At 53.5% G+C, this 19,305-nt stretch carries 16 protein-coding genes, 3 tRNA genes and 3 rRNA genes; 18 read left to right on the forward strand and 4 right to left on the reverse strand.

What is annotated here, in order from left to right:
• The first annotated feature begins 75 nt into the window (after positions 1-75).
• The 4 genes from V3C20_RS07545 to rpsP all read left to right on the forward strand — a co-directional run bounded on the left by V3C20_RS07545 (position 76) and on the right by rpsP (position 2,883).
• Positions 76-918 (forward strand): EF-hand domain-containing protein, encoded by an 843-nt coding sequence (locus V3C20_RS07545; protein ID WP_161981213.1) that lies wholly within the window; start codon positions 76-78, stop codon positions 916-918.
• A 12-nt stretch (positions 919-930) separates the two neighbouring features.
• Entirely contained in the window at positions 931-1,830 is a 900-nt protein-coding gene (locus tag V3C20_RS07550) for a tyrosine recombinase XerC (RefSeq protein WP_130083148.1), read from the forward strand.
• 18 nt (positions 1,831-1,848) lie between these two features.
• Entirely contained in the window at positions 1,849-2,472 is a 624-nt protein-coding gene (locus tag V3C20_RS07555) for a LysE family translocator (RefSeq protein WP_130083147.1), read from the forward strand.
• Positions 2,473-2,640: 168 nt separating this feature from the next.
• On the forward strand, positions 2,641-2,883 hold the full coding sequence (gene rpsP / locus V3C20_RS07560) for a 30S ribosomal protein S16 (RefSeq protein ID WP_067570799.1): 243 nt from the start codon (positions 2,641-2,643) through the stop codon (positions 2,881-2,883).
• A 122-nt stretch (positions 2,884-3,005) separates the two neighbouring features.
• Here rpsP and V3C20_RS07565 read toward each other — a convergent pair whose 3' ends face one another.
• Positions 3,006-3,554, reverse strand: coding sequence for a shikimate kinase (locus V3C20_RS07565; protein ID WP_130083146.1), 549 nt, complete (start codon positions 3,552-3,554; stop codon positions 3,006-3,008).
• Between the two features lie 131 nt (positions 3,555-3,685).
• Between V3C20_RS07565 and V3C20_RS07570 the strand changes: the two genes are divergently transcribed.
• The 8 genes from V3C20_RS07570 to V3C20_RS07605 all read left to right on the forward strand — a co-directional run bounded on the left by V3C20_RS07570 (position 3,686) and on the right by V3C20_RS07605 (position 9,537).
• Entirely contained in the window at positions 3,686-4,732 is a 1,047-nt protein-coding gene (locus V3C20_RS07570; RefSeq protein ID WP_130083145.1) for an L-threonylcarbamoyladenylate synthase, read from the forward strand.
• A 55-nt stretch (positions 4,733-4,787) separates the two neighbouring features.
• Positions 4,788-5,132 (forward strand): histidine triad nucleotide-binding protein, encoded by a 345-nt coding sequence (locus tag V3C20_RS07575; RefSeq protein ID WP_130083144.1) that lies wholly within the window; start codon positions 4,788-4,790, stop codon positions 5,130-5,132.
• Between the two features lie 118 nt (positions 5,133-5,250).
• Positions 5,251-5,742 carry a hypothetical protein gene (locus V3C20_RS07580; protein WP_130083143.1) on the forward strand — a complete coding sequence of 164 codons (492 nt, stop codon included), beginning with the start codon at positions 5,251-5,253 and terminating at the stop codon, positions 5,740-5,742.
• 23 nt (positions 5,743-5,765) lie between these two features.
• On the forward strand, positions 5,766-5,957 hold the full coding sequence (rpmF, locus tag V3C20_RS07585; RefSeq protein ID WP_067570795.1) for a 50S ribosomal protein L32: 192 nt from the start codon (positions 5,766-5,768) through the stop codon (positions 5,955-5,957).
• Positions 5,958-6,104: 147 nt separating this feature from the next.
• Entirely contained in the window at positions 6,105-7,154 is a 1,050-nt protein-coding gene (gene plsX / locus V3C20_RS07590) for a phosphate acyltransferase PlsX (protein WP_130083142.1), read from the forward strand.
• Between the two features lie 6 nt (positions 7,155-7,160).
• Complete coding sequence (locus V3C20_RS07595; protein WP_130083141.1) at positions 7,161-8,912, forward strand: HDIG domain-containing metalloprotein; 1,752 nt, start codon at positions 7,161-7,163, stop codon at positions 8,910-8,912.
• Complete coding sequence (ybeY, locus tag V3C20_RS07600; RefSeq protein WP_161981212.1) at positions 8,896-9,381, forward strand: rRNA maturation RNase YbeY; 486 nt, start codon at positions 8,896-8,898, stop codon at positions 9,379-9,381. The genes V3C20_RS07595 and ybeY overlap by 17 nt, the downstream gene beginning before the upstream one ends.
• 79 nt (positions 9,382-9,460) lie before the next feature.
• Positions 9,461-9,537: transfer RNA gene (locus V3C20_RS07605), tRNA-Arg, on the forward strand.
• On the opposite strand, the gene V3C20_RS07610 is transcribed toward V3C20_RS07605, so the two are convergent.
• The 3 genes from V3C20_RS07610 to V3C20_RS07620 all read right to left on the reverse strand — a co-directional run bounded on the left by V3C20_RS07610 (position 9,538) and on the right by V3C20_RS07620 (position 11,268).
• On the reverse strand, positions 9,538-10,128 hold the full coding sequence (locus tag V3C20_RS07610) for a hypothetical protein (protein WP_330935348.1): 591 nt from the start codon (positions 10,126-10,128) through the stop codon (positions 9,538-9,540).
• A gap of 217 nt (positions 10,129-10,345) precedes the next feature.
• Positions 10,346-10,690, reverse strand: a complete 345-nt coding sequence (locus V3C20_RS07615) for a hypothetical protein (protein ID WP_149873760.1) — start codon at positions 10,688-10,690, stop codon at positions 10,346-10,348.
• Between the two features lie 107 nt (positions 10,691-10,797).
• The gene (locus tag V3C20_RS07620; RefSeq protein WP_162532032.1) at positions 10,798-11,268 is read right to left on the reverse strand and encodes a hypothetical protein; all 471 of its coding nucleotides are present in this window, start codon (positions 11,266-11,268) and stop codon (positions 10,798-10,800) included.
• Here V3C20_RS07620 and V3C20_RS07625 point away from each other — a divergent pair.
• The 6 genes from V3C20_RS07625 (at position 11,267) to rrf (ending at position 19,097) form a co-directional block, all read left to right on the forward strand.
• Positions 11,267-13,207, forward strand: coding sequence for a hypothetical protein (locus tag V3C20_RS07625; protein ID WP_330018833.1), 1,941 nt, complete (start codon positions 11,267-11,269; stop codon positions 13,205-13,207). The genes V3C20_RS07620 and V3C20_RS07625 overlap by 2 nt on opposite strands.
• Before the next feature lie 552 nt (positions 13,208-13,759).
• Positions 13,760-15,271: ribosomal RNA gene (locus V3C20_RS07630) — 16S ribosomal RNA — on the forward strand.
• 173 nt (positions 15,272-15,444) lie between these two features.
• Positions 15,445-15,520: transfer RNA gene (locus V3C20_RS07635), tRNA-Ala, on the forward strand.
• An 83-nt stretch (positions 15,521-15,603) separates the two neighbouring features.
• Positions 15,604-15,680: transfer RNA gene (locus tag V3C20_RS07640), tRNA-Ile, on the forward strand.
• Between the two features lie 211 nt (positions 15,681-15,891).
• Positions 15,892-18,727, forward strand: a 23S ribosomal RNA gene (locus tag V3C20_RS07645).
• A 254-nt stretch (positions 18,728-18,981) separates the two neighbouring features.
• A 5S ribosomal RNA gene (gene rrf / locus V3C20_RS07650) occupies positions 18,982-19,097 on the forward strand.
• The 16S, 23S and 5S rRNA genes sit together here with 2 tRNA genes alongside, the layout of an rRNA operon.
• Positions 19,098-19,305: the final 208 nt, after the last annotated feature.

Consider the following 19,305-nt stretch of genomic DNA (forward strand, 5'->3'; position numbering starts at 1 on the left):
TTGTGCCGGCCGCCGGCAGGGGGCGGATGTTTATTTTGAAACCGTCTTTTCATGGCGGGGTTAATAAGAATGACCATGAAATTGCTTCAGTCCTTCATCTTATCATGTGCCGCTGCACTGGTGTGCGGTTTCCTGCCGCAGGCTGCGGCCCAGGTTGAACCCCCTGCTGCGGAGGGGTGGGAAGCGGCTCCTCCTGTTCCCAGGCCCGGTTTGGAAAGCCTGCAGGTAACCCTACTGATCCGCCAGATGGTGCTTGACGAGTATGACGGCTCGGGAACGGGCGTTTTGTCGGAACAGGACAAGGCCCGGCTGGTGAAGGATGCTCGCGCCGCACGCCAGGAGGCCCGGAGAAAATTCTTGATGCAGTTTGACAAGGATGGCGACGGAAAACTTTCCCCTGAGGAATACAAGGCATTCCGGGAACATGTGGAAAAGTTCCGCAGGGACCGCGGCGGAGAAGAAGGCCCGGACAAGCGCCGTGCTGGAGGCCCTCCCCCTCCTCCTCCTCCTCCCGGAATGGAACCGGGCGTGTCCATGGTGGAAATCAGAACGCCGGGGAAGAAGCGCTTCATGGTGGCGCCGGGCCTCTTTCTGCTGACCAGGAACATGCTTTTGAAGAAGTATGACGCCAATGGAAACGGGCGCATTGACCCGGAGGAACATGCTCTTGTCATGAAAGATGCTGCCGTGCTGTACCAGGCCAGACTGAAGGAAATGATGGACCTTTACGACCTGGACAAGGACGGCACGCTCAGTCCCGTGGAAAAGGAGCAGGCCCTTGCCAATAGTCACCGGGACAGCCCTCTGTATTCCATGGAAGAGCCGGACGACATAGATTTGTTTATCAGGGCGAATATTAGCGAGGTCCTGCTGTTGGAGGCTCCGGTGAACGGAGGGCAGGAGGAAGAATCGGAATAACTCGGTTTCACCATGGAGCAGCCGCTGGAACCGGAACGGGCCTTTTTGCAGTATTTGGAGGTGGAAAAACAGGCATCCCCGCATACTGTTGAGGTTTATGCCCGCGCCCTGCGCCAGTTCCGGACATGGGCCGGCGCTTCTTTTACGGCGTGGGAAGCCTGCACGGCTGAACAGATGAGGGACTGGCTGTTCCAGGAATTGAAGGATGATGCTGCTACGGCGTCCATTCGCCTGCGTTTTGCCGCCCTGCGCAGTTTTTACCTGTTCATGATGCGGCGTTGCGGACTGGAGGCCAGTCCGATGACGGGCGTTTCCCTGCCCAGAAAGAAAAAAAGCCTGCCCGTTTTCCTGACCATCAACCAGATGGTGGAATTGCTGGAATTGCCGTACAAGGTACCGGTGCCTCCCAACGCCCCGGGGTGGCTGCCTTACCGGGATGCTGCTATTCTGGAACTCTTCTATTCCTGCGGCATGCGGTTGAGCGAACTTGTCGGCTTGGACGTCAACAGCGTGGACCACCGATTCCGCGGGGTGCGCGTGATGGGGAAGGGGCGCAAGGAGAGGATTCTGCCTGTGGGTGCTCCCGCTCTGTCCGCCCTGGAAACGTATGCTTCCATGGCCGGGCTGCCGAAGAATTCCCCCCTCTTCGTTTCCCGCATAGGCACCCGCCTCAGCGCCCGTGCCGTGCAGATGATGCTGGACAAATACGTAAAGCTTTCCTCCATCCCGTTCCCTATTTCCCCCCATAAAATCCGGCATACCTTCGCCACGCATATTCTGGATGCCGGGGCGGACCTGCGTTCCGTCCAGGAACTGCTGGGCCACGCTTCCCTCTCCACTACCCAGATATACACCCATGTGACGCGCGCCAGAATGGCGGAGGTTTACAGGCAGGCGCACCCACGGGCATGATTTTCACTTTTCTCGTTCATGGAAGAACTCATCTTTGCAGGAATTCTGCTGCTTTCACAGGCTTCTCCCGGTCCCGACCAGGCTTTCGTCACCAGAAGCACGCTGGCGTACGGATTTGGAGCCGGGGTGATGGCCGCCCTGGGCATCGGCACGGGCGTGGTGGCGCATGCCGCGCTGGCGTGTACGGTAGGGGCCTCCGTCTTTCACAGTCCGCTGGGTCTGGCGCTTTTCTGCCTGGCTTCCTGCTGGATGCTGTACCTGGCCTGGAAAATATGGCCCCGCGGCGGGAAGCCCTCCGTCCCGGCGGGGGACAGCTTGCCGCCGGCCTCCTCCATTTACCGGGACGCCCTGCTGACTAATCTGATGAATCCCAAGGCCACTTTCTTCTTCGTGGCTTTGTCCTCCCCTCTGCTGGAGAAGAACCATTCCGTGTCCTACGCCTTCTTCATCGGGATGCTCATCGTGGTTACGGGCACGGTGGGGTGGATACTCTGGGCGCTGGTATTCCGCTGGCATCCCATCCGGATTTTTTATGACCGCCATGCCAATTGGGTGGACGCCGCCTTGTCCCTGGCGCTTGCCGGATTCGGCTTCAGCATGCTGTACTCCTTCGGGCGTATGGCTGTGGAAAGTTTTCCGTAATGAAGGGAAGAAGGGGTGCAAAGGTTTTTTTGCTGGAAAATAACTCTGGTGTTGACAATGATCCCATTATATCGCATACATCTGCACCCGCAATGGGAAGCTGACCGTGCACGCATGCGAGCGACAAACCGCGGGAGTTCTCATTAACATCTTTTATTTAAAATTGATATGGCAGTAGCAATCAGACTCAACCGTCAGGGTTCCAAGGACCGTCCTTACTATAAAATCGTAGTGGTAGACAGCCGCGCTCGCCGCGACGGCCGTTACATCGAACAGGTAGGCACCTATGATCCCATGCAGGAAGGCGTCAACTACACCATCGACCTGGAAAAGGTTGACAAGTGGCTTTCCAACGGCGCCCAGCCGTCTGAAACGGTGAACTCCATGATCCGCAAGGCCCGCAAGGCCTGAGCCGCATAACCGTTCAGCTTTCCCTGAAGGCGTTCCTCCTGTGAGGATCGCCTTTTGTTGTTTCTTGCAAAAGGAGGGAAAGCCCCTGGGGGAAGCTCACAGAAAAGGAATACGCAACCGTATCAGCGTGAACGGAACACCCGGGCGGATTCAAGGATGCCGAAAGTGATCTCGTGAATGTGGAGGTTGGCCGTATCTATGGTGAGATGGGCCGTTTCCTGATAAAAGGGAAGACGTTCGTCCATAAGACGTGCAAGCACCCCCCTGGGGTCCGGAGCTTGCAGCAGTGGGCGGTTGGAACAGCGGGAAATGCGCTGGTACAGAGTATTCACATCCGTATGAAGCCAGACCACGAACCCCAGTTCCTTCAGCAGTTTCCGGTTCTCCGGGCGGATGGTGATGCCGCCGCCTGTGGAAATGATGCGGCTGTGCCTGCTGCCGGACTGCATTTGGCGCAGGACGCCGGTTTCCAGGTCACGGAAGTGGGATTCTCCGTGAGTCTTGAAAATCTGCGGAATGCTCATGCCCGCCTGCTGCTCGATTAGTTGGTCCGTATCTGTAAAGCGCAGATTCGTTTCCCGATGCAATTCCTTCCCGATGGTCGTTTTGCCGCACCCCATCAGCCCGATCAGGATGATGTTAGGCAGGGGGGGGCGCACCGGGTCCTTCATACCCCAAGTGTACTCAATCCGCCCGCTTGAGAAAACAACTTTTTAGCCGTATGCCCTTTTCCGGCCCGTAGGAAGGGCAGGGGATGATGTCTGGCTTGACGCAGGAGCATCCTTCAGGCAAGGATAGGGCCATGCAAACCGACATATTCGAGGTGGATCCCCTTTCAGACAACCGCAAGCTGTATGTCCGCGCGGCTGAAGCGCTGGCGGCGGGTGCTCTGGTGGGGATTCCCACGGAAACCGTTTACGGCCTGGGGGCGGATGCCCTGAATCCCGATGCGGTGGCTAAAATTTTTGAAGTCAAGGGACGCCCTTCTTTCGACCCGCTCATCATTCATGTGCATCATGGGAAAGAAATCGAGAAATACACGAACATTCCAGAAGAACTTCGGGAACTGGTGCACACCCTGGCATCCAAATTCTGGCCGGGGCCTTTGACCATGGTTTTGCCGAAAGCGGATATTATTCCGGACATCGTCACCAGCGGGTTGCCTACGGTGGCCGTGCGGGTAAGCGCCCATCCGGCGATGCGCGGCGTGGCCAAGGCTTTGGGGAGGCCCGTAGCAGCGCCCAGCGCCAACAGGTTCGGCCACATTAGCCCTACTTCCGCCTCTGCGGTGGAAAAGGAGCTGGGCGGCAGCATTGAAATGATCCTGGATGCCGGTGCCTGTTCCGAAGGACTGGAAAGCACCATCGTGCGGCCCATGATGGACGACAAGGGAAAGCCTGCCCTGGAATTGCTCCGTGAAGGACCCGTCACCAGGGAACAGTTCAGGAACATGGTGAAGATTATCCGCCGCAAGCCCTCTTCCAGTCCCGTGTCGGAAGCCGTCCCGGCAGATGCTCCCGGCCAGCTCGCCAGTCATTACGCGCCGCGCAAGCCCATGATGTTGCTGGAGCCCGGCATGGAGTTCACGCCTGTGGAGGGAGTGCGCTACGGCCTGCTTTCCTACGAAGGCACGTCCGACCTGGCCCAGGAGGGAAACTGGGCTGAGGTGGTGGCCATGAGCCCCGGCAGCGGCCGTCTGGCGGAAGCCGCCGTACGCCTGTTCGCCCTCATGAGGCAGATGGATGAAAAGGGGGCCATTGACGTCATTGTGGCGGAACCCGTTCCGGAAGCGGGACTGGGCCGCGCCATCATGGACCGCCTGCGCCGGGCCTCCGCCGCCAGGGAATAATCTGTTCAACCCCCCTGCAAAATGGTAAACAACCTGACGACTTCTTTTTGATGCCATGTCTTCCACGCTGTTTGAAAAAATTTGTGCCAGGGAAATTCCTGCGGACATTGTCTATCAGGACGATCAGTGCGTCTGCTTCCGGGACATCGGTCCCCAGGCTCCCACGCATCTGCTGCTCGTTCCCCGCAAGCCCATTCCACGCCTGTCCCTGGCCGATGAAGGGGATGGTGCCCTGCTGGGCCACATGATGCTGGCCGCAGGCAAAATCGCCCGCAGCCTGGGTATTGATGAATCCGGCTTTCGTCTCGTTATCAATAACGGCCCCGACGCCGGAGAGGCCGTTCCGCATTTGCACATGCACATCCTGGCCGGGAGAAAGCTGGAATGGCCTCCCGGCTAGGCCGCAGGAACTTTCTCTCTTTCCGGACGCCGGAGCGCACGTGTCATTCCTGCTTCTGCGGATGCGCGTGCCGCCCTGTCTGCTTGTCAGGTACGGAATCAGCCTGTAAGATGCATTTATGAAAAGATTGCTGGTAGAACTTGAGAATTTGCCGGAAGCGGGGAAAAAATACAGCGGGGAGCTGGATTCGGAAATCTTCGGCATAGATGATGAAGAAGTCACGTCCATCGGGCCGCTTGCCTTTGACTTGCAGGTTCAGAGGTTTGAAAATGAACTGTTCGTGAGAGGAAAAATTTCCGCTCCCTTCAAATTCCGTTGCGTCCGCTGCCTGGGTCACTTTGACTACGTGGTGGAAGTGGAGGATTTTGCATCTTCTTTTGAAATTGACAATCAAACGGTTGTAGATGTATCTGATGCCATGAGGGAAGAAATCGTGCTGGACTTTCCTGCATACCCGAAATGTGCGGACGGCGGCATGGAAAACGACTGTATGGCGAAAACTCCGTATTTTGGAGTGGACAAACAGGGGCAAACGGGTGTAAACAGTCCTGCCCCGATTGAAAACAGCGGCGTGTGGGACGCCCTCAATGAACTGGGGGACCAGCATTAATCACCTTTTTACCAACTAAAATTATGGCAGCACCAAAGCGCAGAACGTCCAAGATGAAGCAGCGTACCCGCCTTGCCGCCCAGGCATGGCGTGCTCCGAAGCTTCGCAAATGCCAGAATTGCGGCAGCAGCATCCCCGGTCATACCGCTTGTCCGAGTTGCGGCACCTACACGACTCGTTCCGGCAAGGAAATCGTGGTGAAGGCGGAAGCCTGAGCCTGCGATCCTGAACAACTTTAAAAAATTTTCCGCCGTACCGCGGCGTAATGATTTTGAACCCTCAGCCGCTTTTGCTTCGCAAAGCGGCTGAACTTGCTTGAAGCGGAGTGTTTTTCTGCTAACATATTTCTTCAACAAATACGTATGAAGATTGCACTGGATGTGATGGGCGGCGACAATGCGCCCGATATTAACATGGACGGGGCGAAACGGGCCCTGCAGGACTTCCCCCTCATTGAAAAAATCTATCTCGTAGGCAGGGAGGATATGGTGCGCAATTCCTGCGACCGCTGGGGCTTGTCCGGCCCGCGTGTGGAGATCGTGCCCGCGGCGGAAGTAGTGGAAATGAATGAATCCGGTCTGATGGCCGTCCGGCAGAAGAAAAACTCTTCCATGTCCGTCTCCGTGGATCTTGTCAAATCAGGGGATGCGGATGCTGTTGTCAGCGCCGGCAACACGGGAGCGGCCGTAGCGGCCGCCACCATTAAGCTCCGTCTGCTCAACGGAGTGGAACGCGCCGGAATCGTGACGCAGCTTCCCAATGAATTCGGAGTCTGTAATGTGACGGACACCGGCGCCAACCCGGATGCCAAGCCCCGGCATCTGGTGGGATATGCCGTTATGGCCGGCATTCTGGCACGCACCGTTTATGGCAAGCCCGTGCCGAAAGTGGGTATCATGAGCAACGGGTCCGAGGATGAAAAAGGAACGGATTTCACCAAAGGCACTTTTGCATTGCTGAAGCATCTGGAGGAGCGCGGCGTGCTCCCCTTTGAATTTGTGGGCAATGTGGAAGGCCACGATCTCTTTGAGCACGAAATAGACGTAGTTCTGACGGACGGATTTACCGGCAATGTTCTGCTGAAAACCTGTGAAGCCACGGCCAAGGCATTTGGCAAATGGCTTAAAATGGAACTCCAGGCGAATCCCCTCCGGATGATGGGAGCGGCCTGTGCGTCCGGGGCGTTCCGGGCCATGAAGACGCGCCTCTCTGCGGATGCCGTAGGCGGCAGCCCCCTGCTGGGAGTGAAGGGCGTCACCATCATCGCGCACGGCAGTTCCTCCCCCGTAGCCATCCGCAATGCCTTGCGCGTTTCCATGGAAATGGTGCATACGGGTGTCAATCCCCTCATTGAAGAGGAGATGGCCAAACTGGGTACCATTCCGGAAATCTCGGAAGTGTACCCCAAATAATCAATCATGTTTCATCTTTTGAAAAAAAACGCCGCGGCGGAAGAAGGCAAGGGACCGGAAACGGTTGCCGGAGTCCAGCATACCCCGGGCGACCGCCTGGATTCCAATCCCGTGGTTTCCGTTGCCTTGTGCGTCCTGGTTTTCATTATCCTGCAATGGATGGGCAGTTACAGTCCGCATTGGGGCAGGTCCTTGTGGCACCATGTTTCCGAGGCTTTTCTGCTTTTTTCCGTGACGCTGGCATTAATGCCCATGTATTGGCTCTGTGCCGGGTCCCAGCGCAAAAAAAATAAAACTTTTGTAGTTACTTGGGGCACTGTTCTGGTGCAATTGCTCTTCTTCGGACTTATTCGTCACGTGACGTCGGGCATCACGTCCGACATAGGCAATGAGCTTCTCTACCTGCCTTACATGATGGCTCCGCTGATTGTGACGGTGCTTCTGGGGCCGCTGCTGGGAATGTTCGCCACCATCAGCATCTGCATGCTCGGCGGCTTCTTTATACTGCCTGAGCAATACATGCCGGAAAAACAGGTCCAGTTCTGGATCTTGAGTTCCCTGTCCGGCATGCTCACGGTACTTCTTACGCACAACTTGAGAAATCGTGCCCAATTGTTGCGGGCGGGATTCTTTGTAGGATTGCTCATCATGGTGCTGAGCTGCATCATGGGAGTGGTCAACCTCCAGGCGTGGGATTCCGACCTGGTGGGCGTACTGGTATGCGTAGCGGTATCCTTCGGCATCAGCATGCTCACCAGCGTGCTGATCAGCGGGGTGCTTCCCATCATAGAGGGTGTCTTTAAAATCATCACTCCCATCTCCTGGCTGGAAATGGCGGATATGAACCGTCCCCTCATGAAGCGTCTGCAAATGGAGGCGCCGGGAACCTTCCACCATTGCCTGATGGTTGCCCAGCTTGCGGAAGCTGCGGCCGAGGCCATCGGTGCCAACCCCATCGAATGCCGGGTGGCGGCCTACTACCATGACATCGGCAAGGTGCAGAATCCCCTTTATTTCATTGAAAACATCATGGACGGCCCCAATCCCCATGATGAACTCACGCCCAGCATGAGCGCCCGCATCATCATTGACCATGTCAGTGACGGTGTGGAAATGGCCAGGGCCAACAACCTGCCGCGGCCTTTGGTGGATGCCATCGAACAGCACCACGGCACATCCCTGGCATACTTCTTCTATCGGAAAGCCCTTCAATACCGTGACGAAATCCTGAGCAGGGTGGAAAGCGGACTCGCCTCTCCGGATGATGTTCCGGAAGTGGTGGAATCCAACTTCCGCTACAAGGGACCGAATCCGCAAAGCAAGGAGACGGGCATCGTCAGCCTGGCGGATATTGTGGAAAGCGCTACGCGCTCCATGGGCAGGGTTTCCTGCGAGGAAATGCAGAAAAAAGTGGATGACCTGCTCAAGCAGAGAGTAGTGGACGGTCATTTGGATGACAGCGGTCTTACCTTCGGAGACCTTAAGAAAATCCGGAATAGTTTCATTCAGACGCTGAAAAGCATCCATCACAACCGTATTGCGTATCCTTCCCCTGCCCATAGTCCGGAAGCAAAAATAGAAAAAAACTCGAAAACTCCCGAGCAGGAAGATTCCGAGAAACAGGAAGGAAAGACGCAAGAAGGCGAATCTTCTCCCGGCATCATGGAATTGCCGGATGACGCCGTCGGCGCGAAAAATGCTGAAAAACCGGAAGAGGAAAAGCCAGGGAAAGAGGAAAAGGATGAACCCGCATCTTGAGCTTTACAGTCATTTGGAGGAAGGGCGCATTCCGCCTGCCGTCATGGGATCCCTGTCTTTGGCCCTGAATAATTGCCTGCCTGCCGTACTGGCCTTGCCGGAAGGCCCTGTTCCTGTCCTCTCCGGTCTGGAGGAAGTGGAAATAAGTATCGTGGATGATGACTCCATCCGGGATGTGCATGCCCGTTTTCTGGATGACCCCTCTGAAACGGACGTCATCACCTTCCCTCATGGAGACGGACTTGGAGAAATCGTCGTCAGCTATGATACCGCCGTTCGCCAGGCGGTGGAATACAACGAACCCGTTTGCCGGGAACTCTTCCGGTACATGGTGCATGGCCTGTTGCATCTGCACGGTTACATCGACACGGAGCCAGAGGAAAGAGAGCGGATGTTCTCCCATCAGGAACCTCTGGTGGGAAAATTCGGACAGGAACTTGCGGGCATGTCTTTTCCGGATAATGCCTGAACGGCAGCCGGAACGCCGTTTTTTATGGATACGGGCTTGCCAAGCCGAGAGCATCTTTGCTACTCTCCTTCCACGCCATGCGTCCATAGCTCAGTTGGATAGAGCAACTGCCTTCTAAGCAGTGGGTCACTGGTTCGAATCCAGTTGGACGTGCCACTATAAACCCCGTAAGCCGCAAGCTTGCGGGGTTTGCCTTTTATGGAGCATGCCCGCGTTCTGTCTCCCTGCGGGAAAAGGTCTTTCAGCCGTCTGAAGGCAATTTCCCGGAATGCTGGAAGAGGCCGGCACGAATTCGGGGCGGCTGTGTTCGTCCTGTAAAAGTGTGTGGATACATAATTCCAGAATCTTGTACATGCCGTACGTGTTCAGGTCTATGCCGGGATGGAGTTTCTGGAATTTATGGATGATGGACATCTCCGCCTCGGAAAAATTGACGGAAAACGCATGCGGGGACATAGGTCGCGAAACATTTTCCTGCATCAGCTTCTCAATAAACAGGGACTGCGTGGCTGGAATTCTTCCGCTGGCTGAAAACCAAGTATGCACGGTCCGAACGGAAACCCGGCATTGTTTCGCCAACCACTGCCGCGTTTTACCATGAGCTTTGAGCCACTCCTTGACTTTGAGGCGTTCGGGGTCGTTTCTATCCGGAAAAGACGACAGGCGCAAATCGGGCTCGGACATCAGCGCCGGAATAATCCGGGCGAGCGCTCTTTTGGTATTATCGGATATTTTGCGTACGCTCATCTGGGCGTAAAACGTCTGAGGGCGGATTCCTATTTCCCCGGCCAGTTGATAGGACTTACAATGCTGGCATTGAAGCCATTCCCTGACTGTAGCGCGTATTTCGTCGTCTGACATGAAATTACTGGGGATTTGGTAATTGCGTGCAGGTTGGGCACTGAATATTCAGCTCTCCATTCTTCCTTTCCATATGATTGGGTTGAGCGTCCGGGCCGGCTTCCTACCTTTTGCACTTGATGTTGGAAAGTGCGTCCAAAGCTTCACTGGCCCATTCCGGTACGGTTAATCCATGTCTTTCCGCTTCCGATCTGAACTTTTCATATCGCTGTGGAGTTACCGGAACATGGATGCTGTTTGGATTTTTGATCTGAGCTGCACGAGCGTGTTTGGCGTACTCTTCCTTCATGATTCTGTCAATGAGACGTTGTCGTGCAGCAGGGATGGGTACGGTGGATAGCCACTTGTCAACCTGGCTTTTGCTTACGCCGCAAAGATCGGCGAATTCATCCCTAGTCATTTTTGTGAGGGCCAGAAACTTCCTGATGCTGGACTTCATATCATCCATGCGCGCATTTTTCGCATTCAGAAAAATCTGGCAAGACCTTTCTAATGTGTTTTCTCTTTTGGAAAATAATATTGTCTTTGATTATCCTAAAAGGTAAATTTTTTTTCTTAAAACCAATGAAATTCAAAAAAATGTGGATGCTGGAAATTGACATTTTCTGCCCTCGGGGGAAAAAGCTCATGCTTAGCATTTTTTCTCTTCTCCAGTACTCCGGCGCCGCATAAATTTTCCTGCTGCGGGGAGAAATGAATCTTGTTTTGCCATCCGACTGGAAATCCTCTTCTATAATCTTGACGCGGCTGGTTCCGGGAGTATGGTTTTACCATGTTGAATTTTAATCTGCTTGTTTTGGGCTGTTCCGCAGTTTTTGCGATGACTGCGGGTATGCCTTCAATGGCTGGCTCTTCTGAAAAAAAAGAAGATAAAACTGCCGCCGCGGCGGAAGCTTTGCCTGAAATGCTTCTGGATGGAATTCCGGAAGTGTGGCTCCAAGGTGATCCCGTGAAAAAATGGGAAAAGGACAAAGTGTATATTTTTGAATTCTGGGCAACCTGGTGCGGTCCCTGTCTTGCTGCCATGCCTCATATGGAACATCTGCACCAGGTGCTCAAGGGAAATCCAAACCTGCAGATCATCGGGGTAAACGTGATGGATCGCAAATCTCCGGAAAACCTGAAGGAATTTCTGAAAAACAGGCCGACTCCCCTCACTTATACCATGGCCGTGGACCTGGATGGAAAGCGCACCAAGGCAAAATGGCTGGATCCTCTGGAAGTAAATGGAATTCCACATGTTTTTGCCATTAAAAACGGAAAACTCATCTGGCGGGGGCATCCCTTAAAGCTTTCGGAAGAAATGCTGACGGCTATGTTGAAGCCGGACTTCTCAGCGGCCTCCCTGCCGGTCGAAACAGCGGATGCGAGAGATAAGGAAAACAAGATTTTCCTGCAGACGAGGCAGATGGTCAACCAGCTTGTCCAAAAAAATGGCAGACAGGGGGCTGATCCCCTTTTAAAGCAGATTCAGGAATCGAATCAATTTTCACAGGACAGGCTGATTTATTTGAAAACCATACCTTTCAATGTTCTGCTGAAACAGGGAAAATATGATGAAGCACAATTGGTCCTGAATGACCTGACGGAAGAATATTCAGATAATTACCGTGTGCAGATCAATGTGGCCGGTAGCTTGCTGCAAGCAGACACCATGCCATCTGATAAATTGGATGCCGCGCTGGTAGAACGGTGCTTGCGCCGCTGCATTGAAATCTCGAAAAAGGGAAACAAGGAGGCATCTCTTCCGTGGCGCATGATGGCGGAATTACGGGAAAAGCAGGGCAAGAGAAAGGAGGCTCTGGAGTATATGGAAAAAGCCATTACGCTTTCATCTTTGGGAAAAGCATGGGCAAAGCTGCAGGAACAGACGGGGGATAAGGAAACGCTCCAGTCCTTGTTGGACCGTGCGACGGAGGGGATCAGGCCGGAACCGCCTCGCAAGATGCAGGAAATAGAAGCGGTTCAGGAAGATTCCTTTTATACGCCTCTCTTGAAAAAGCAAACCTGGTTCAATCATCCGGGCTTGGCGGGGCTTCCTGCCGGGAAAACTGTTTTTATCGACTTCTGGCGAGCCTTTTCGAAGGATGGAAAGCTGGTAGGGGATATTCCCGCCAATACGCTGGATATTGTCTTGAAGAAATACGGGCTTTTGGATCACCCTAATGTCAAAGTACTGGTACTGTCGGTGAGGCCGTTGAACAAGGAACAAGTGAAGGAGTGCCTGGAACGTCCCGGCATGTGGTCTCCCTATCCTGTTGGGGTTCCTTCCGATGACTCTGTAATGGACCTTTTTAACTCTCTTAAACTTCAATACTTTCCGTCGTCTGCCGCCATTCGTGACGGTGTGGTTGTATGGGCTGGAGAAATCAAGAGAATGCCTTCCTGGGTAGCGGACTTGGCGGCCAGGGATACGCTTGACAAAGATAAACTGACTGAAGAGCTTGCCAAACGCCAGGCATACGACCAGGAGCTTGAGGGTGTGTACAAAAAGTCCTTTGAGCTCCGCAAACAGAAAAAATATGAGGATTACATCAAATTGCTGGAAGAAAATGCAGAGCGTTTTTCCGACAATCCCTCCTTCTCTTCCACAGTAGCTGAAATGCGTGCCGGACAGGCAGTCAAGGAAAAGGATTACCGTAAGGCGGTTGATATTCTGGACAAGATGCTTGCCCGCTTTCCCCAGGAAGACACCCTGGCCTCCTACACGTTGAAAATCTATAGAAACTTGGATGAAATGCAGGAGAACAGCTACGACGCTTCCCGGCGCGCCTTGCAGATCATGCGGGATGCCAATACTCGCGGTGATGGCGGCTATAATGCCGCTTGTTACCAAGTCATGATGGAAATGGCCATGGACAAAAAAGACTATGCGCAGGCAAAAGAGGATGCCCTGAAAGCATTCCGTGAATTGCCGCTGGTCCATCAATATGCAGCCATGAAGAAAAAACAGAAGGAAATTTAAGCCTGCTGAAACATTTTACCCTCTTTCCCTGTGAAAGGGGGCTTTTTTATGGGGAAATGTGAATTTTTAAAATGCCTATAATCAATGAGTTTTAAAATTGTTGAAAAACAATTCGAAAACATTTTCAAAATATATTGACAAATGGGTTGGTTTTAGTAGACTTCTCGGCACGCCAACACGGCGGCAGCACGAAAGGCCCACGGCCCTGGGAACCCTGCAGATGGGTTTTGGGGAGGAAGGCTGGCCGTCTGCAGGAAGCTTTTTTAAAGAGAGCGCCGATAAGAAGATTTTCAAGGGAATGACTACCGAACCCTACGCAGGGCCGTCCTATGAGCGATGAGAATCGCCGATGGGTAAGCGGTCTGAAGGAGCGACCTAGCTCTGAGAGGGTAGGGTTGGTAGAAGCAAGGGAAGGAAAAAAGGTCGTGACGCGCGCCGTGCTGGAATAAGCGAAGAGGCACGAGGGAGACAAACCCGAGTGAAGAGCTTGCGAAGCATGGCGCAAATGAAATCGAGAGATTCCATTTGGTCCAGCAATTTCAAAAATTATATTTGATGGAGAGTTTGATTCTGGCTCAGAACGAACGCTGGCGGCGTGGATAAGACATGCAAGTCGAACGGGAGAATTGCTAGCTTGCTAATAATTCTCTAGTGGCGCACGGGTGAGTAACACGTGAGTAACCTGCCTCTTAGTGGGGGATAGCCCTGGGAAACCGGGATTAATACCGCATACGATTGAAAGATCAAAGCAGCAATGCGCTAGGAGATGGGCTCGCGGCCTATTAGTTAGTTGGTGAGGTAACGGCTCACCAAGGCGATGACGGGTAGCCGGTCTGAGAGGATGTCCGGCCACACTGGAACTGAGACACGGTCCAGACACCTACGGGTGGCAGCAGTCGAGAATCATTCACAATGGGGGCAACCCTGATGGTGCGACGCCGCGTGGGGGAATGAAGGTCTTCGGATTGTAAACCCCTGTCATGTGGGAGCAAATTAAAAAGATAGTACCACAAGAGGAAGAGACGGCTAACTCTGTGCCAGCAGCCGCGGTAATACAGAGGTCTCAAGCGTTGTTCGGAATCACTGGGCGTAAAGCGTGCGTAGGCTGTTTCGTAAGTCGTGTGTGAAAGGCAGGGGCTCAACCCCTGGATTGCACATGATACTGCGAGACTAGAGTAATGGAGGGGGAACCGGAATTCTCGGTGTAGCAGTGAAATGCGTAGATATCGAGAGGAACACTCGTGGCGAAGGCGGGTTCCTGGACATTAACTGACGCTGAGGCACGAAGGCCAGGGGAGCGAAAGGGATTAGATACCCCTGTAGTCCTGGCAGTAAACGGTGCACGCTTGGTGTGCGGGGAATCGACCCCCTGCGTGCCGGAGCTAACGCGTTAAGCGTGCCGCCTGGGGAGTACGGTCGCAAGATTAAAACTCAAAGAAATTGACGGGGACCCGCACAAGCGGTGGAGTATGTGGCTTAATTCGATGCAACGCGAAGAACCTTACCTGGGCTTGACATGTAATGAACAACATGTGAAAGCATGCGACTCTTCGGAGGCGTTACACAGGTGCTGCATGGCCGTCGTCAGCTCGTGTCGTGAGATGTTTGGTTAAGTCCAGCAACGAGCGCAACCCCTGTTGCCAGTTACCAGCACGTCAAGGTGGGGACTCTGGCGAGACTGCCCAGATCAACTGGGAGGAAGGTGGGGACGACGTCAGGTCAGTATGGCCCTTATGCCCAGGGCTGCACACGTACTACAATGCCCAGTACAGAGGGGGCCGAAGCCGCGAGGCGGAGGAAATCCTGAAAACTGGGCCCAGTTCGGACTGTAGGCTGCAACCCGCCTACACGAAGCCGGAATCGCTAGTAATGGCGCATCAGCTACGGCGCCGTGAATACGTTCCCGGGTCTTGTACACACCGCCCGTCACATCATGGAAGCCGGTCGCACCCGAAGTATCTGAAGCCAACCGCAAGGAGGCAGGGTCCTAAGGTGAGACTGGTAACTGGGATGAAGTCGTAACAAGGTAGCCGTAGGGGAACCTGCGGCTGGATCACCTCCTTTCTATGGAGTAAGTGCAGCATTGACTGCATAGGTCGGTTCTCGTCTTGAGGGATGAGAAAGCGTATCTCGCGAGGGAGCGCAACGAACTAAACAAGATGTGTAAAGCAGGCTCGCCTTTGAGCGGAGCCGGTACGACGTGCGTCACGGCCTTTTTTTCTGAAAGAACCGCAACTGGGGGTATAGCTCAGTTGGTAGAGCGCCAGCTTTGCAAGCTGGATGTCCGGGGTTCGAGTCCCCGTGCCTCCACCAGTTTCGGTAAAGAGGGACAGAAACAAAAGACTTTGGTAACTAATCTTTAGTCTTTGGTAACTGTCTCGCAAGAGACCCAAGCCGGGCCTGTAGCTCAGTTGGTTAGAGCACGCGCTTGATAAGCGCGGGGTCACAGGTTCAAGTCCTGTCAGGCCCACCAAAAAATTGATTATTGGAAGGAAGACGAAAATTGACATCTGCGTGGCAAAGAAAACGATTGCTGAGAAGCAATCGCTTTCCAACAAAGTGGGTAGTTGAAAAACAACTACAATACACAACATAAAACATGCATACCAAGATAAAAAGACAATACAGTAAGTCACGAAAGGGCTTTGTGGTATTGTGGAAGTGGTAACAAGCTTTTGCAATATGATGAAGTAAGTAAGGGCGTACGGTGAATGCCTTGGTGCCAACAGGCGAAGAAGGACGCGGCAAGCTGCGAAAAACCTCGGGAAGCTGCAAGCAAGCGATGATCCGGGGGTATCCGAATGGGGTAACCTGATCGAGGCAATACTCGATCGTTCATACCTGAATACATAGGGTATGAAACGCGAAACCCGCTGAAGTGAAACATCTCAGTAAGCGGAGGAAAAGAAAGAGAAATCGATTCCGTAAGTAGTGGCGAGCGAAAGCGGATGGAGCCCAAACCGAAGGTACTCCTTCGGGGTTGTAGGACCACGACATATTCGACCATACTGGATAGTAGAACAGCCTGGAAAGGCTGGCCATAGAAGGTGAAAGCCCTGTAGACGAAATCCAGAGTGGGAATTAGTGGAATCCTGAGTAATACATCACACGTGGAACGATGTATGAATCCGCGCGGACCACCGCGCAAGGCTAAATACTAGTTGGCGACCGATAGTGAACAAGTACCGCGAGGGAAAGGTGAAAAGAACCGCTGTGAGCGGAGTGAAATAGAACCTGAAACCGTATGTCTACAAAGTGTCAGAGCAGAGCGATCTGCGATGGCGTGCCTTTTGTTTAATGAGTCTGCGAGTCAGTGTTTGTGGCAAGACTAAGGGCTTCCGGCCCGGAGTCGCAGCGAAAGCAAGTCCGAATAGGGCGAATCAAGTCGCAGGTACTGGACCCGAAGCGGAGGTGACCTACCCTTGGCCAGGTTGAAGCATGGGTAAAACCATGTGGAGGACCGAACAGGTGAACGTTGAAAAGTTCTCTGATGAGCTGAGGGTAGGAGTGAAAGGCTAATCAAACCCCGTGATAGCTGGTTCTCTTCGAAATGCATTTAGGTGCAGCGTCACGTGCTGATGCGCGGGGGTAGAGCACTGACAAGGCTAGGGGGCACACCCGCTTACCAAACCTTATCAAACTCCGAATACCGTGCAATGGAACGTGGCAGTGAGACAGTGGGGGATAAGCTTCATTGTCGAGAGGGAAACAACCCAGACCAGCAGCTAAGGTGCCTAAATAACGCTCAGTGGAAAGGATGTGGGATTACACAGACAGTGAGGATGTTGGCTTAGAAGCAGCCACCATTTAAAAAATGCGTAATAGCTTACTCATCGAGTGATCCTGCGCCGAAAATGATTGGCGATCAAGCGTTATACCGAAGCTCTGGACTTTGCCGCAAGGCAGAGTGGTAGAAGAGCGTTGCATGCGCATTGAAGGGTGATGGCGACTGACCCTGGAGCGCATGCAAGTGAGTATGCAGACATGAGTAACGTAAAGCCGGGTGAAATCCCCGGCCGCCGTAAACCCGAGGTTTCCAGGGCAACGTGTTTCGTCCCTGGGTTAGCCGGGACCTAAGCCGAGGCCGAGAGGCGTAGGCGATGGACATCAGGTTAATAATCCTGAGCTCGCGACCCTTAAACTGGGGGGACGCATGAGAAAAGATGACTAGGTTATTGAATTCCGAGTTGAGTCCACGGACTCAGCGCATCATTGGATCGAGTGCCAAGAAAAGCCCCAGCGTATGCTAAGCGACCCGTACCGCAAACCGACACAGGTGGGTGGGTAGAATATACCAAGGCGTAAGAGTGAAACCTGGTTAAGGAACTCGGCAAATTAGCCCCGTAACTTCGGAAGAAGGGGTGCCTGCAGCGATGCAGGCCGCAGAGAAATGGCCCAACCGACTGTTTATCAAAAACACAGCACTCTGCAAAGACGCAAGTCGAAGTATAGGGTGTGACACGTGACCAATGCCGAAAGATTAAGGCAAGGGGTTAGCCGCAAGGCGAAGCTCTAAACCCAAGTCCCGGTGAATGTCGGCCGTAACTATAACGGTCCTAAGGTAGCGAAATTCCTTGTCGGGTAAGTTCCGACCTGCACGAATCGTGAAACGAGTTGGGCACTGTCTCAACCAGGCGCTCAGTGAAATTGTAGTGGCGGTGAAGATGCCGCCTACCCGCAGAAGGACGGAAAGACCCTATAGACCTTAACTGTAAGCTGTCATTGTTTCTTCGGTTTTAATGCTCAGAGTAAGTGGGAGACGCTGAAGATGCCCTTTAGGGGGCATCCGAGTCATCAATGAGACACCACCCTTTGAAACTGGAGGATCTAACCCTGAGCCGTGAATCCGGCCAGAGGACCGTGTCAGCCGGTCAGTTTTACTGGGGCGGTATCCTCCCAAAGAGTAACGGAGGAGCGCGAAGGTGGGCTCAGCCCGGTTGGCAACCGGGTGTCGAGTGCATGGGCATAAGCCCGCCTAACTGTGAGACCAACAAGTCGAGCAGATGCGAAAGCAGGCCCAAGTGATCCGGCGGTAGAAAGTGGAATTGCCGTCGCTCAACGGATAAAAGGTACCTTAGGGATAACAGGCTGATCACGCCCAAGAGTTCATATCGACGGCGTGGTTTGGCACCTCGATGTCGGCTCGTCGCATCCTGGGGCTGGAGAAGGTCCCAAGGGTCCGGCTGTTCGCCGGTTAAAGCGGCACGCGAGCTGGGTTCAGAACGTCGCGAGACAGTTCGGTCCTCTATCCTCTGTGGGCGTTGGAAAATTGAGGGGTTCAGACCTTAGTACGAGAGGACCGGGTCTGACGCACCACTGGTGCATCGGTTGTACTGTCAAGTGCATGGCCGAGTAGCTAAGTGCGGAAGGGATAAGCGCTGAAAGCATCTAAGCGCCAAGCCCATCCCAAGATGAGTTTTCCCTATAGGTTCGTGGAAGACCACCACGTCGATAGGTCGCAGGTGTAAGTGCAGCAATGTATTGAGCCAAGCGATACTAATCACCGATAGACTTCATCATATTACATCACACTCCCAATCGTGAATACAACTTACCAAATGTCCTATTCACCATATGCATGATTTAAACACCACCAGCCACGCAGATGTCAGTTTACGCTGACCCCCCCCTTCCCAATACATCCCCTTAAACAGGAAGAAAATCTCCTTGCCACACACAACAAACACTAAAAAATCCCCCCCCAAAAAAAAGCACCCCTAACAAGGGCGCCGGGCAGGCAGGATGAAGATCAATAAAAACTCTTCCCCCTGAAGCCCGGTGGCCAGAGCGCAGTGGTCCCACCCGGTCCCGTTCCGAACCCGGAAGTGAAACGCTGCCGCGCCAATGGTAGTCGGACGATAGGTCCCGCAAGAGTAGGTCGCCGCCGGGATTTTTTACCTCAAGCCCCTGAAGTTTAAACAACTCCAGGGGCTTGCTCTTTTCTTGAAAATACAACTAAACTACTATTGAAAAAAAACACTTAAAGAACTCAATGGACGTAATGGATGTAATGGACAGAGTGGCCTCAGGAGACTTAAGGAACAAAAATTCAAACCTTCTCTGTCTATTATACCCTCTTTGCCATCTTTGGCCATGAA

It is taken from the genome of Akkermansia sp. RCC_12PD (assembly GCF_036417355.1).
Taxonomy (GTDB): Bacteria; Verrucomicrobiota; Verrucomicrobiia; order Verrucomicrobiales; family Akkermansiaceae; genus Akkermansia.